Here is a 13,544-nt window from a genome sequence, read left to right as displayed (position 1 = left end):
TCAGCCGGCGCGGCGACTGCAGCGGGTGTAGGTCGATGTCCCGCGATTACTCGACCACGTCAGGTGCTCGCCATCCACCAGCAGGCGGACCTGCGACGACCAGCGCCGGCCACGGTCGCTGCACTCGGCGGCGGCGACCCAGGCGCTGCCGACCCGTCGCATGTCGTGGAAGAGGCAGATCGTGCGGCCGGCGCGGGCGCGATCCTGCGTGATCGTGGCCGGGATGTAGCCCCGGCGCCGGGATCGGGTCCCGCAGGCTTCGGGGGTCGGCCCCCAGACGCCGACATACTCGGCCGCCACGGGGGTCGGGGCGGGGGCCGGGGCGGGGTGCGGCGCCGGACGGGCATTCGCCGCGGCGCCCGGCATCGCGGTGGCCGCCTGGGGCGGCGGCGGCGCCGTGGGCGCCGCCATGGCGGTCTGGCCGGGCGGATCTTCCGCAGGGGCACCCGGGTCGGGCGCGTCGAGCATCACGACCCGCCGCGCCGTGGCGCGCGGACCGGCGGCGCCCCCCGCGGAGGGGCTGGCCTCCGGCGCCGTCGGGCGAAACGGCAGGTCCTCGGTCAGGTAGGCCGCGCTGTAGGCGAACAGGCCGACCCAGCCGAGGACGAGGAGCGCCGGCAGGGCGAAGCGACGCCAGGAGCCGGAACGCGCCCCGCCGCCCGGATCCGCCAGCACGACCGCACCCATGGTCCGCCCCCTTCTCGTTCGATCAGCGGCCGAAGATACCCTTCAGGAACTGCGCCGTACGGTTGCGCTTGCGCTTGCGCTCCAATTCCGATGCGTCCCTGAGCCACGCGACCTGCACGACCCGACGCTCGCCCTCGAAGGGCTCGTGGCCGTGCCAGGAATTCTCCGCCCGCAGGAAGGCGAACATCGTGCCCATGGTGGGCGGCACCTCGACCGCGAAGGGCTCGTAGTTGCGCCCGTCGTAGAGCACCCGCAGGCGCCCCGCGGCCGGGGCGTCCCAGGCGTCGTTCATGTAGACGAGCAGCGTCAGCACCTTCGACGGCCCGTCGGTGTGGATCGAGCCGTATTTGAGCTGGCTGCGCCGCATGATCGTGGTCAGACGCGGGCAGGAGACGAGGTCGATGCCGAACTTCTCCCCGAGGATCTTGGAGAAGGCGTCGCTCTCCAGCTCGTCGATCAGCGCCTTGAACCGGCCCTTCAGGGCGACCTCGTCGACCGTGAGGTAGCCGGGCTTGGCGATCTCGGGGAAGTCGCGGCGGATGTCGTCGATCGCGTCGGGCTTCAGGACGTTGCTGCCGAGCGTGTAGGCGTAGGGCTCGTGGGAAACGGGCGCGGCGCGCACGGCGGAGATGTCGAGGATCGAGAGAGCGGACATCGCTGGGTCCCTTGACTCCGGCGCCGGTCGGCCGGCACGCCGGGCGCCGGAGACGCGTGCCGGAGGGCCGGTCGAGCCATCGTGCCCGGGTCGCCGCGCAGGCGTCCACGATCACAAATCTAAAGCGGCTTTCGGCAATCCCGGAATCTCCTAATCCGCCGATTGCGGCGGTCCGACGGCGAAAGCGGCCCGGTGGCGCATTCCGGTGACAGTCTCGGGCGGTCCGCTTGTGCAGGATGGTGCCAGACCCGCGGGCTTTCTTCCCGGGTGCGTACCGGAACCCGTTCCCGATGAGGCCGTGGGCCCTCGCCTTGCTGTTCAGCCACCTCGCCGTCGTTGCGGTCGGGTTGGAGGCCCGTGCGCAGTCGCGGCCGCCCCGCGGCTCGATGACGGCCCGCATGACCTGCTCCGAGGCCATGGCCCTGGTGAGGAACGAGGGCGACGTCGTCATCGCCGCCGGGTCGGCCCCGGAGCGTTTCGTGAGCAATCCCGGCCAATGCAGCGCCTCCGAGATCGCCGAGCTGCGCTTCGCCCCCACGCGCGACAACCCGCAATGCCCGATCGGCTATCATTGCCGCGAGCCGGGCTTCGAGGAATGGAACTGGTAGCCGCGCCGACCGCGTAAATCGCCGCACCGTCGGAACGTGACCAAAGTTTCACGCGACAGCCCGGGGCAAGTGCCACTATCTGGCCATCAGCCGGGGTCAAGGCCGCCGGCGGCGTCCCCAGTGGGCGCGCACGGATGGGGGATCGACGCGTGGCAGCACTCAGGACCGGACTGGGAATCCAGGCCGTGCTCACGGCTCTGGCCGCGCTGATCCTGCTGGCATTTCCCGGTATTCCGAGCCCGCCTCTCTATGTCTCGCTCGCCGGCTTCGCCATGGCGGGCATCCTGATCGCCGCGAACGGCATCTCGGCCTATCTGAAGGTCTTCGTCTCGGTTTACGGCGTCGGCTACCTGCTGCTGGCCGGATCGAAGACGATCGCCGCCATGGGCCTGCTGCCGCCGGTGATCGCGGCGCTTCTGCCGCCCGCCTTCGCCGCCACCGGTGCGGTGGTCTTCGCCGCCATCGTGCTCGGCATCTCGCATCTCGAGCCGATCCGGGCGATCACCAACATCGCCGACCCGTATTTCGCCAACCGCGACAAGCCCGCCAAGGAGATCGGCCTGTTCCGGTGGTTCGGCACCACGGAGGGCCGGATCGGCCGCAACCTCGTGGCCCTGTCGATCTTTGTGAACTTCGCCGACGTTGCGCTGACGTTGCGGTTCAACTTCTTCTACCGCGACATCTACAACTCGCTTCAGGAATACGACGCGAACGCCTTCTGGTATCAGCTGCTCTGGGTGTTCGTGCCGCTGGCCACGCTGAACATCGCCATCGGCATGTTCGACCTGTTCGTGGATTCCTCGCTGCTGATCCGCTGGCGCACGTGGCTGACGCACAGCCTGTACGAGCGCTGGCTCGGCAACGGCACCCATTACCGGATCCCGTTCACCGACGAGGAGGCCGACAACCCGGACCAGCGCATCCAGGCCGACGTCAACAGCTTCATCGTGCAGACCACGACGCTGTCGATCCGGTTGCTGAGCCAGGCCGCGCAGCTCGTCTCGTTCATCGTGATCCTCTGGACCCTGTCGCGGGACTTCGTGGTGCCGTTCACCGACACGGTGATCCCGGGCTTCCTGGTCTGGCTGGTGATCGCCTACGCGGTGGTCGGCACGTGGCTCACCCACCTCATCGGCCGGCCGCTCATCGGGCTCGACTTCCGGCAGGAGCGGGTCGAGGCCGATTTCCGCTTCGCGCTGGCCCGCAACCGCATCTACTCCGAGCAGATCGCCCTGCTGCGCGGCGAGCGGGCGGAGGCCTCGCGGCTCTCGACGCTGTTCCACAGCGTCATCGACAACTACGTCGGGATCATCTTCCGCCGCATCAAGCTGATCGCCTTCACGTTCAGCTACCGGCAGGCGAGCGTGATCTTCCCGATGGTGCTGGCGGCCCCGTCCTTCTTCGCCAAGAAGATCACGCTGGGCGCCCTCCAGCAGACCTCGCAGGCCTTCAGCCAGGTGCAGAGTTCGCTGTCATTTTTTGTGGATTCCTACACGACGCTCGCGGCCTACAAGGCCAACACCAACCGTCTCGGATCCTTCCGCCGGGCCATGACCAAGGCCGAGGCCCTCGAGGCCGCAGGCTACGGCTTGATCCAGGGCAACGAGAGCACGGGCGACGTCACCGCGCGCGGACTCGTCCTCGCCCTGCCGGACGGGCGCCCGATCGTGACCGCCGACACGCTGACCCTGCCGCGGGGCGGCGCGACCCTGGTCACGGGTCCCTCCGGCTCGGGCAAGTCGACCCTGTTCCGCGCGATCGCGGGGATCTGGCCGTTCGGCAAGGGCCGGGTCGACGTGCCCGCCGGGCAGTCGGCGCTGGTGCTGCCGCAGCGGCCTTACATCCCCCAGGGGACACTGCGTGGCGCCGTGGTCTACCCGAACACGACCGATCAGTTCTCGGACGCGGCGATCAAGGATGCGCTGACGGCCGCCCAGCTGCCGCACTTGGTCGACCACCTCGACCAGACCGACACCTGGGAGCGGCGGCTGTCGGGGGGCGAGCAGCAGCGGCTGGCCATCGCCCGTGCGCTTCTGTCCAAGCCGGAATGGCTGTTCCTCGACGAGGCGACGGCCTCGCTCGACGAACCCTCCGAGGCGGCCCTCTACCGGATGCTGCGCGAGCGCCTGCCCGGGACGACGATCGTGTCGATCGGCCACCGCTCGACGCTGGACGCGTTCCACGAGCGGCGCATCACGCTGGAGCCGGAGGGCTGTGTGTTCGTGCCGCGGGCGCGGCGGGAGGCGTTGCCGGCGGAGTAGCGGGCGGCGCCGCAGCGCGCCTTCGGCGGAAGAGGGCTGCGAGCCTAAACGTCGCCGCCGGACGCCAGCGTCTCCGGGACAAGCGCGATCTTCATCCGCCGCACCGGCTGGCGGCGACATCTATCGGGATCGGCAGGAGACGCCGGAGACGCCGCGGCTCTCCCTCCCCCGAGAGGGAGGAGGGACGCCCTTCGGACGCGGCGACTTAGCGGTGAGCTCCTGTCCGCAGCCCCGCAGCGGCCCGGGCTGCCTGCTCGATCGCCGCCGGATCGGGCGTGCCGGGCTTCACCACCCAGCTCCCGCCGACGCAGAGCACGGACGGGAGCGCCAGCCAGTCGGGGGCGGTCGCCTCGGTGATGCCACCCGTCGGGCAGAACCGCACCGCGCCGAACACCGCCGCGTGCGCCTTCAGCGCCTTGATCCCGCCCGCGGCCTCGGCCGGGAAGAACTTGAACCGGTCGAGCCCGTGATCGAGCCCGCGCATGATGTCGGCCGCCGTGGCGACGCCCGGCAGATAGGGGACGCCGTTGGCCTTGGCGGCGTCGGTCAGCGGGTCGGTGAGCCCCGGCGAGACGATGAACTCCGCCCCCGCCCTCAGGGCGTTCTCCAGGTCGCGGGGGTTGAGCACCGTCCCGGCGCCCACAACCGCGCCCTCGACCCGGGTCATCTCCCGGATGATATCGAGGGCGGCCGGAGTGCGCAGGGTGACCTCCAGGGCGGTCAGGCCGCCCTTCACCAGGGCTTCGGCGATGGGCCGGGCCTGAGCCACGTCGTCGATCACCAGGACCGGAATGACGGGCACGGAGCGCATCAGCGCGTCGATGCTGGTCAGATCATTCATGGTCGGCACCTCCTCTATGAACTCAGAGACCGGCGGCGGCGAGCATCGCCGAGGCGCCCCGCTCCGCCGTATCGGCCCCCTGGCGCATGAACGCGAACAATTCCCGACCGGTGCCCTGCGCCGGCTCCGGAGCCTCGGCCTCCGGCCGGGCGGCCAGCTCTGCCTCGTCGACCAGCACCTCCAGCAGCCCGTCCGCCGCGCTCAGGCGGACGATGTCGCCGTCGCGGATCCGCCCGATCGGACCGCCGCCCAGCGCCTCGGGGCTCAGGTGGATCGCGGCCGGAACCTTGCCCGAAGCCCCCGACATGCGCCCGTCGGTCACCAGCGCGACCTTGTGGCCGCGGTCCTGCAGCACGCCCAGCGGCGGGGTGAGCTTGTGCAGCTCCGGCATGCCGTTGGCCTTCGGGCCCTGGAAGCGGACCACCACCACGACGTCCCGCTCCAGCTCGCCGGCCTTGAAGGCTTTGAGCACATCGTCCTGGTCCGAAAAGACCCGGGCCGGTGCCTCGATGGTCCGGCGGTGCTCCTCCACGGCGCTGGTCTTGAACGTCGCCCGGCCGAGATTGCCCTTCACCAGCCGCATGCCGCCATCCGGCTGGAACGGGTTCGCGGGCCGGCGGAGCATCGCGTCGTCGAGGCTCTCCGGCACGGCGTCCTCGAAGACCAACTCCTCGCCGGCGAGCTTCGGGTCGCGGGCGTGGTCGCGCAGCGACTGGCCCGCCACGGTGAGGATGTCGTCGTGCAGCAGGCCGGCATCCAGCAGCGCGGCCATGACGAAGCTCATGCCGCCGGCCGCGTGGAAGTGGTTCACGTCGCCGGAGCCGTTCGGATAGACGCGGGCGATCAGCGGAACCGCGCTGGAGAGGCGATCGATATCCGCCCAGTCGATCACGATGCCGGCGGCGCGGGCGATGGCCGGCAGATGGATCGCGTGGTTGGTCGAGCCGCCGGTGGCGAGCAGGCCGACCGCGGCGTTCACGATCGCCTTCTCGTCGACGCACAGGCCGAGCGGCCGGTAATCGTTGCCGGCTGCGCCGATCTCGGTGAGCCGGTGGATCGCCGCCCGGGTCACGGCCTGGCGCAGCTTGGTGCCGGGATTGATGAAGGACGCGCCGGGCATGTGCAGGCCCATCATGTCCATCATCATCTGGTTCGAGTTGGCGGTGCCGTAGAACGTGCAGGTCCCGGCGCCGTGGTAGGAGGCCGACTCGGATTCGAGCAGTTCCGCGCGGCCGACCTTGCCCTCGGCGTAGAGCTGGCGGATCCGCTGCTTCTCCTTGTTGGCGAGGCCGGAGGGCATGGGCCCGGCCGGGATCAGGATCGTCGGCAGGTGGCCGAAGCGCAACGCGCCGATCAGCAGGCCCGGCACGATCTTGTCGCAGATGCCGAGGAGCGCCGCGCCGTCGAACATGCCGTGGCTCAGGGCCACCGCGGTGGACAGGGCGATTGTGTCCCGGGAGAACAGCGACAGCTCCATGCCGGTCTGCCCCTGGGTGACGCCATCGCACATGGCCGGCGTCCCGCCCGCCACCTGCGCGGTGGCCCCGCGCTCCCGGGCGAACAGCTTGATCTGGTCCGGATAGCGCCCGTAGGGCTGATGAGCCGAGAGCATGTCGTTGTAGGCGGTGACGATGCCGATGTTCATCACCGTCCGCTCGTCGCGGATCGCCGCCTTGTCCTCGCCGGAGGCCGCGAAGCCGTGGGCGAGGTTGCCGCAGGCGAGCTTGCCGCGCCGGACCCCCGACTCGCGCTCACGGGCGATCAGGTCGAGATAGGCGCGCCGGGTCTCGCGGGAGCGCGCCACGACGCGCTCGGTGACCGCCGCGACCTCGGGATGAAGCTCGGTCATTCTCGTTCCTCCAGGCTCGGTGCCGACGGGCGCGGGGCTGAGGCCGTGATTCGGGCTCGGTCCGGCGGTCGCGTCGGTGGCTGGTATCTAAGGAGTGCACCGCGGGATGTAACCCGGGCGGCGCGCGGGAGCGCCCGGCCATTTCGGGAGCCGGCGTCCGATTCACGGCCTCATCCTGAGGCGCCGGGGCGCTCCAGGCATCGGGCGGCTCGCCGGAGCGCTCCTGCGAGGCGACGTCGCCGCACCTCAGAATGAGGCGCGGCTGATGGGACCGCCCGGGTTGCAGCGGCGCCGGAATCCGCGCTTGCGACCCGGGCGGCACGCGTCCGTCGCCGACCCTCAATACTCCCAGAAGATGCGCTGCAACTCCTTGGTGTCGGTCGTCTTTGTAAGCGCCACGGCCGCCAGGACCTTGGCCTTGGCGGGGTTCAGATCGTGGGCGACCACCCAATCGTACTTGTCGTCGGGCTGCTCGGCGTTGCGCAGGACGAATCCATCCGGCACCCGTGAGGAACGGATCACGAGCGTCCCCTTGGAGCGGATGTCCTTGAGCTTGTCGACGAGGTAGCCGGGGACCGAGCCGTTGCCGGTGCCGGCGTTGACGATCGCCTTGGCGCCCGCTTGGACCTCGGCATCGTAAACGCCCGGGATCATGTTGCCCGAGCCGTAGACGATGCCGACCAGCGGCAGGCTGTCGATCTGGTCGATGTCGAATTCGGAGCTCATGTTGTGCCGCTTCGTGAGCGAGCGGAAGAAATAGGTCTTGCCCTCGACGACCATGCCGAGCGGGCCCCATTGGCTGTAGAAGGCGCTGGGCACGATGTTGGTCCGCTTGTTCACGTCGCGGCCGGACTGGATGTAGTCGTTCATCGTCACGGTGACGCCCTGGCCGATCGCCTCCTTGCTGGCGGCGACCGTGACGGCGTCGAGCAGGTTGAGGGCACCGTCCGCCGAGATCGCCGTGCCCGGCCGCATCGAGCCGACCACCACGATCGGCTTGTCGCTCTTCACCACGAGGTCGAGGAAGAACGCGGTCTCCTCCAGGGTGTCGGTCCCGTGGGTGATGACGATGCCGTCGACGTCATCCTGCTTCAGAAGCTGGGACACGCGCTTGCCGAGCTGGACGAGCTGGGCGTCGGTGAAGCTCTCGGAGGCGATCTGGAAGACCTGCTCGCCGCGGACATTGGCGATGGTGTTCACCTGCGGCACGGCCGCGATCAGCTTGTCGACCGGCACCTTAGCGGCCGTGTACGTGGCGCTGTTGGCGGCATCGGCGCCGGCGCCGGCGATCGTGCCGCCGGTGGCGAGGATCACGACGTTCGGCTTCTTCACCGCTGCGGCGGTGCCGGACTCGGGCATCTCGCGGGCGCCGAGGGGAGCCGCCCCGAATCCGCCGGCCAGGGCCAGGGCGAAGATCGCTCCGCGCAGGTGTAGGGCCGCACCGCTTCGGCAGGAGAACATCGGAAATCCTCGATGATGGACGGGAGGACGAGTCGGACTCGACGCGGGGATGGTAGCCGCGCCTCGGTCCGAGGCAAGGATCATGCAGGGCTCGGACATGCAGGGCGCGGCGGATCGTTACGCCCGCTCGGGCGTTAGTTAGGGTTGTTGTCCGCTCGGAGGTAAGCCCCATGCTGAATCTCGCCGGCCTGCTCGAGGAACTCGAGCGGAGCGAGCCCGCACGGGCCGCGATGTCGATCCTTGAGGCGTCCCTCGCCCGCCGCTCGGTGGAGGAGCAGGGGGCCTTCTGGCGCGCCGTCGACATCTACTACGTCTCGCGGAAGGCCCCGCCGGAGGCGACCGACCCGGCTACGGCGACGGCTGCGCCGGAGCTGGCCGCGGTGTCGTAAGGCCCGGCCGACAGGAACGGCGCCGCTTTCGGCTTCGCCTGCGGCGCCAGGCATCGACACGGACGGCAGAAGCCGTCGTGGCTTCGGGGTCGAAGCGCCGCGTTCAGGCGCGCACCGGCACAGCCGGGGTCCTGCCCCCGCCGCTCTCGGGCTCGCTGCCCGCGCGCACCGCGCCACGGGTCTCGGGCATCAGTGCGAAGTACAGCACGAAGCCGAGCGCCGCGATGGCCGCCAGCGCCAGGAAGGCGGTGGAATAGCCGGCGGACACGATGATGACGCCGGCGAGCGTGGCGCTCAACGAGGCGCCAATTCCCTGAGCCGTGGCCACGGCGCCCTGGGCCGCGTTGAACCGGCCGCCACCGCGGGTCAGGTCGGCCACCACGATCGGGAACAGCGCGCCGTAGACGCCGGCGCCGATCCCGTCGAGGAGCTGCACGCCCACCAGCCAGAACGGGTTGTCCGACAGGGTGTAGAGGACGCCGCGCAGCGCCAGGATCCCGAAAGCGGTCAGGAAGATCGGCTTGCGGCCGATCACGTCGGCCTTGGCGCCCACGAAGATCGCCACCGGCACCATCACGCATTGCGCCGCCACGATGCAGACCGCGATCAGCGACGTCGCGTGATCCTTGCCCGACAGGTGCGTCAGCAACTGGCCCACGGAGGTCAGCATCGCTGCGTTGGCGAGGTGGAAGATCGCGCAGAGCACGGCGAACAGGAGCAGCGCCCGGTTCTGCAGCAGGGTGGCGAGGCCCGAGGGCTTCTCCTGGGCCTGCTCCTCCTCCTCGGTCATGCCCCGGGCGAGGTCGTTGTCGATGGCGTCGGCCGGCACCATCAGCATGGCGCCGATCGAGAGCGCCGCCAGGATGCCCATCAGCCAGAACACGACCACGGGCCCGAAGAAATAGGCCAGACCGCCCGCCAGCGCCGCGGAGACCGCGTTGCCGGCATGGTTGAAGCCTTCGTTGCGGCCGATCCGCTTGGCGAACATCTTCGGTCCGACGAGGCCGAGAGTGATCGCGGCGAGCGCCGGAGGGAAGATCGTGCCGGCGACGTGGGCGATCGATTGGGTGGCGGTGACGAGGTAGAAGTTGGTGATGAACGGCAGGACGAGGCAGCTCGCCGTCACCGCGATGGCACCGCCGATCACCACCGCGCGCTTGTGGTTGGTGGCGTCGATCAGCGCCCCGGCCGGCGTCTGCGCTACGAGGCCGAGGATGCCCGCAATGGTCATCACGAGGCCGGTGGTGGCCTCGTTCCAGCCCTGGTCGGGACCGCGCACGGCGATCAGGTAGATGGCGAGGTAGGGGCCGAGGCCGTCACGCACGTCCGCGAGGAAGAAGTTGAGCGCGTCGAGGCCGCGCAAAGCCTTCGCGGAGGTGGTCCGGCTGCCGCGCGCGCCCGCGCCTGTCTCGATCCTGTCCATCCCGCCGCGATCCCCCGATCGACGAATGGCCCGGTCCCGATCCGGGCCGCGCCGTCGCATGCGGGGCTCGACGCCCGCGCGTGCCAACGGTTCCCGGCCGCGGCAGTCCTCACGCCGGATGTGAACGCTTCTCCGGTCCCAGAGGCGTCAGCTCGGGTCGATGTCCCGCGCAGCGTCCGGATTCCCGACAGCTTCTGTCGTCTCTTCCGACAGATCAGCCCCTGGCGCAGCGAGGCCATAGCGCTCGATCTTGGCGTAGAGGAGCTGCCGCTGGATGCCGAGGCGGCGGGCGGCGCGGGCGCGGTTGCCGTCGGCTTCGCGGAGCGCGGCGGCGATCATGGTCCGCTCCAGGCGGGCGACGGCGCCGGGCAGATCCCCGGCCAGCCAGCTGTCCGCCGTATCGCCGCCACGCCGGTCGGTCCGCATCGCCGGCAGGTCGATCGCCTCGGCCGCGATGGCGCCACCGCGCACCAGCATGGCCGCCCGCTCCACGACGTTGCGCAACTCCCGGACGTTGCCGGGCCATTCGTAGGCCAGCAGGCGCGAGGCGGCTCCACCGCTGAGGCGCTTGCCCGAGGGCACGAGGAAATGCTCGGCCAGGGGCACGATGTCGGCGAGGCGCTCACGCAGGGGCGGCAGGGTGATCGGCACGACGTTCAGCCGGTAGAACAGGTCGGCCCGGAACCGACCCTCGGCGACCAGCTGCGGCAGATCGCGATGCGTCGCCGCCACGAGGCGGACATCGACTCGGGTGGACCGACCCCCCAGCGGGGTCACGACGCAATCCTGGATCACCCGCAGGATCTTGGCCTGCATCGCCGCCGGCATGTCGCCGATCTCATCCAGGAACAGGGTGCCGCCCTCGGCCTCGTGGAAGGCGCCGGCGCGGTCCGCGATCGCGCCCGCGAAGGCCCCCCGGACATGGCCGAACAGCGCGCTCTCCAGGGCATCGGCCGGGATCGCCGCGCAGTTCACCGGGATGAACGGCCGCGCGCGGCGCCGCGAGAAGGCGTGCAGGGCCCGGGCGACCTCTTCCTTGCCGGTGCCGGTCTCGCCCTGGATCAGGATCGTCGACGCGCTGTCGGCGACGAGGCCGATGGTCTTCTGGATCTTCCGCATGCCCGCGCTCGATCCGATCAGAACCGGATGCTCCGGCGGCGGAGCGGCGCTGCCCGGATCGAACCGGGCCTCGCGCAGCATCGCGTCGAGCACCGCGGCGAGGTCCGCGCGGCCGATCGGCTTGGTGAGGTGGTCGTGCGCGCCGAGGCGCATCGCCTCGATGGTGTTGGCCGGGCTCGCGAAGGCGGTCAGCACCGTCACGGGCGGGGGCTCCGGCAGGGCACGGATCCGCTCCAGCGTGGCCATGCCGTCGAGGTCGCCGGGCATGCGCAGGTCGAGGAGCACCGCCGCCACCGGCCCCTCGTGCAGCCGCGCCAGCGCCTCCGAGCCGGACGCGACCGGGACCGGTGTATGTCCGAGATCGGTCACCGTCTCGGCGAGCCCGTCGCGCAGGGCTCTGTCGTCGTCGACGATCAGGATGGTTGCCATGGCAGATCCAGGACAAAGGTGGTCTCGGGGGCGTCCGCGACCAGCCTGGCCTCGCCGCGATGCGCCAGGGCGATCTCGCGGACGATCGCGAGGCCGAGGCCGGTGCCGTCGGGCCGGCTGGTGACGAAGGGCTCGAACAGGCTGGCGCGAATCGCCGGATCGATGCCGGCGCCGGTATCGGCGACGCTGAGGCGCAGCCGCAAGGCGCCGTCGGCCGTGAGCCGTTCGGCCCCGAGGCGGATCCGGCCGCCCGGCGGCGCGTGCTGCAGGGCGTTCAGCAGTAGGTTGTCGAGGGCCCGGGCGATCTGCGCCCGGTCGAGATGCGGATGGTCCGTGGCGGGCAGTCCGTCGGCGGCGATCGCGACCCGAACGGAGCGCGCGTGCGCCAGATCCTCGTGCAGGTGCGCGCATTCCGCCAGGAGGGGCGCCACCGGCGTGGGAGTCCGGTTGAGCGCCCGCGCCTGCGTCAGGTTGAGGAGGTCGCGCAGCAAAGTGTCGACCCGGGCGATCTGGCCGAGCACCGTCTCGAGGGCTGAGGCGGCGCGGTGCGGATCGCCGCTGACCAGGGCGTTCTCGGCCTTCAGCCGCATCGCCGCGATGGGATTGCGGATCTCATGGGCGATGCTCGCCGCCAGCCGGCCGACCGCAGCCAAGCGCTCGGTCGCCACGATGCGGGACTGCGCCTCCCGCAGCCGACCGCCTGCGGCGTTGAGGGCGTCCACCAGCCGGTCGAGCTCCCGCTCGCCGGTGCGGTCGAGATGCGGCAGATCCTCGCCGTCCGGGCGCGGCGCTGCGAGTGCCGCTTCCAGGCGGGCGATCCGCCCGGAGAAGCCGTACAGGAACCAGCCCAGGAAGGCCGCCGATCCGAGCACGGTCGCGGCCAGGAAGCCGAGCCCGGCGAGGAAGCGCGTGTAGGTCGGGCCGTCGTTGACATGCGCCCGCGCCATCGCCCACGCGGTGAGGCCGGCCTCCGGCCCGTGCAGGGGGCAGGCCTGGAGCATCAGCACCTGGGTCCGGCTCGGCCGACGGTCCGAGACCGCGTGGTCGACGCGCAGGGCCTGGGCGTTCAATGCCGCGATGGCGTCGTGCTCGGCCGCCGGAAGGTCGGTCTTCGGTCCGGTCCCCTCGTAGGTCGGATAGGCGTAGGCCACGGACTTGCCCGAGGCGCTCCAGATCCCGCCCTCGATGCCGGGGAAGCGCGCCAGCGCGGCGGACACGGTGCCGACGCGGTCGCCCTCTGTGATTCCGCGGCCGCGGGCGCGGACCAGGGCGGCGTAGCGGTCGATGATCTCGCGGCAGGCGCGCCCGACCGCGAGATCGGCCTGCGCCACCTGGACGCCGGTCGATTGATTGTACACGCCGAACATCAGGTAGGCGGTCGCAGCCGCGGAGGCGAGCAGCAGGACCCAGAGCGCGAGCAGCCGGGCGCGCAGGCTGTAGGCCGTCACGACGAAGTCCGACCGGGCATGGCGCTGGCTCCTGCGGCGGCGCCGTGCGCGCCCGGACCCATCCCTAAGCCAAGGCCCGGCCCGGTGACCACTCGAAGACCGCACGCGGGCCGCGATGCCGAGTGAACCGCGCGCGAGCCGTCCCGAGCCAGGCCCGGGACCGCCGGGAGAGGAGCACAGCGTCCGGTGTTCCTCTCGGTAGCAAGACAGTCAGTCGTCGACGGGAACGCGACCGCTCACTTGCGGTTCGTGATCAGGCTGTCGACGTTCTTGTTGGCTTCCTTATTCTCCTTCCGCTGCATCGCCACCTCGTGCTTGGTGTCCTTCATCGACATCTCATCACGCTTGCCCTGGGGCATCTCCTTCGGGGCCGC

Annotated in this window: 11 protein-coding genes; 3 read left to right on the top strand and 8 right to left on the bottom strand. The window is 70.8% G+C overall.

Going from position 1 to position 13,544, the window contains the following annotated elements; genetic code table 11:
- Together MCBMB27_RS14075 and MCBMB27_RS14070 are read right to left on the bottom strand one after the other, a co-directional pair.
- Positions 1-687, bottom strand: coding sequence for a peptidase inhibitor family I36 protein (locus tag MCBMB27_RS14075; RefSeq protein WP_075380715.1), 687 nt, complete (start codon positions 685-687; stop codon positions 1-3).
- 22 nt (positions 688-709) lie between these two features.
- Positions 710-1,342, bottom strand: a complete 633-nt coding sequence (locus MCBMB27_RS14070; RefSeq protein ID WP_043382815.1) for a 2OG-Fe(II) oxygenase — start codon at positions 1,340-1,342, stop codon at positions 710-712.
- Positions 1,343-1,632: 290 nt separating this feature from the next.
- Here MCBMB27_RS14070 and MCBMB27_RS14065 point away from each other — a divergent pair, with 290 nt between their 5' ends.
- Both MCBMB27_RS14065 and MCBMB27_RS14060 read left to right on the top strand, forming a co-directional pair.
- A complete protein-coding gene (locus tag MCBMB27_RS14065; protein WP_043351228.1) occupies positions 1,633-1,950 on the top strand; it encodes a hypothetical protein in 318 nt (105 codons plus the stop codon).
- Between the two features lie 149 nt (positions 1,951-2,099).
- Positions 2,100-4,211 carry an ABC transporter ATP-binding protein/permease gene (locus tag MCBMB27_RS14060; protein WP_075380714.1) on the top strand — a complete coding sequence of 704 codons (2,112 nt, stop codon included), beginning with the start codon at positions 2,100-2,102 and terminating at the stop codon, positions 4,209-4,211.
- A 205-nt stretch (positions 4,212-4,416) separates the two neighbouring features.
- Here the strand turns inward: MCBMB27_RS14060 and eda are convergent, their stop codons facing one another.
- From eda to MCBMB27_RS14045, 3 genes are all read right to left on the bottom strand, one after another.
- Entirely contained in the window at positions 4,417-5,052 is a 636-nt protein-coding gene (eda, locus tag MCBMB27_RS14055) for a bifunctional 4-hydroxy-2-oxoglutarate aldolase/2-dehydro-3-deoxy-phosphogluconate aldolase (RefSeq protein WP_170861869.1), read from the bottom strand.
- 22 nt (positions 5,053-5,074) lie between these two features.
- Positions 5,075-6,901: a phosphogluconate dehydratase gene (gene edd / locus MCBMB27_RS14050; protein ID WP_043350955.1), complete on the bottom strand. Its 1,827-nt coding sequence runs from the start codon at positions 6,899-6,901 to the stop codon at positions 5,075-5,077.
- Between the two features lie 339 nt (positions 6,902-7,240).
- Entirely contained in the window at positions 7,241-8,362 is a 1,122-nt protein-coding gene (locus MCBMB27_RS14045; protein ID WP_075380713.1) for a type II asparaginase, read from the bottom strand.
- Positions 8,363-8,532: 170 nt separating this feature from the next.
- Between MCBMB27_RS14045 and MCBMB27_RS14040 the strand changes: the two genes are divergently transcribed.
- Positions 8,533-8,751, top strand: coding sequence for a hypothetical protein (locus MCBMB27_RS14040; protein WP_043350951.1), 219 nt, complete (start codon positions 8,533-8,535; stop codon positions 8,749-8,751).
- Between the two features lie 103 nt (positions 8,752-8,854).
- Here the strand turns inward: MCBMB27_RS14040 and MCBMB27_RS14035 are convergent, their stop codons facing one another.
- From MCBMB27_RS14035 to MCBMB27_RS14025, 3 genes are all read right to left on the bottom strand, one after another.
- Entirely contained in the window at positions 8,855-10,174 is a 1,320-nt protein-coding gene (locus MCBMB27_RS14035) for an MFS transporter (RefSeq protein ID WP_043758780.1), read from the bottom strand.
- A 147-nt stretch (positions 10,175-10,321) separates the two neighbouring features.
- Positions 10,322-11,722: a sigma-54-dependent transcriptional regulator gene (locus MCBMB27_RS14030; RefSeq protein WP_043758779.1), complete on the bottom strand. Its 1,401-nt coding sequence runs from the start codon at positions 11,720-11,722 to the stop codon at positions 10,322-10,324.
- Complete coding sequence (locus MCBMB27_RS14025; RefSeq protein WP_043758777.1) at positions 11,707-13,170, bottom strand: sensor histidine kinase; 1,464 nt, start codon at positions 13,168-13,170, stop codon at positions 11,707-11,709. The genes MCBMB27_RS14030 and MCBMB27_RS14025 overlap by 16 nt, the downstream gene beginning before the upstream one ends.
- Between the last annotated feature and the right edge of the window lie 374 nt (positions 13,171-13,544).

It is taken from the genome of Methylobacterium phyllosphaerae, assembly GCF_001936175.1.
Lineage (GTDB): Bacteria > Pseudomonadota > Alphaproteobacteria > Rhizobiales > Beijerinckiaceae > Methylobacterium > Methylobacterium fujisawaense.
This window is presented reverse-complemented; position numbering and strand designations above follow the sequence as displayed.

Bases quoted from the DNA above. Each gene is read 5' to 3' on its own strand.
- eda (WP_170861869.1), bottom strand. From the start codon at position 5,052: ATGAATGATCTGACCAGCATCGACGCGCTGATGCGCTCCGTGCCCGTC.
- MCBMB27_RS14035 (WP_043758780.1), bottom strand. From the start codon at position 10,174: ATGGACAGGATCGAGACAGGCGCGGGCGCGCGCGGCAGCCGGACCACC.
- edd (WP_043350955.1), bottom strand. From the start codon at position 6,901: ATGACCGAGCTTCATCCCGAGGTCGCGGCGGTCACCGAGCGCGTCGTG.
- MCBMB27_RS14065 (WP_043351228.1), top strand. From the start codon at position 1,633: ATGAGGCCGTGGGCCCTCGCCTTGCTGTTCAGCCACCTCGCCGTCGTT.
- MCBMB27_RS14070 (WP_043382815.1), bottom strand. From the start codon at position 1,342: ATGTCCGCTCTCTCGATCCTCGACATCTCCGCCGTGCGCGCCGCGCCC.
- MCBMB27_RS14075 (WP_075380715.1), bottom strand. From the start codon at position 687: ATGGGTGCGGTCGTGCTGGCGGATCCGGGCGGCGGGGCGCGTTCCGGC.
- MCBMB27_RS14045 (WP_075380713.1), bottom strand. From the start codon at position 8,362: ATGTTCTCCTGCCGAAGCGGTGCGGCCCTACACCTGCGCGGAGCGATC.
- MCBMB27_RS14030 (WP_043758779.1), bottom strand. From the start codon at position 11,722: ATGGCAACCATCCTGATCGTCGACGACGACAGAGCCCTGCGCGACGGG.
- MCBMB27_RS14040 (WP_043350951.1), top strand. From the start codon at position 8,533: ATGCTGAATCTCGCCGGCCTGCTCGAGGAACTCGAGCGGAGCGAGCCC.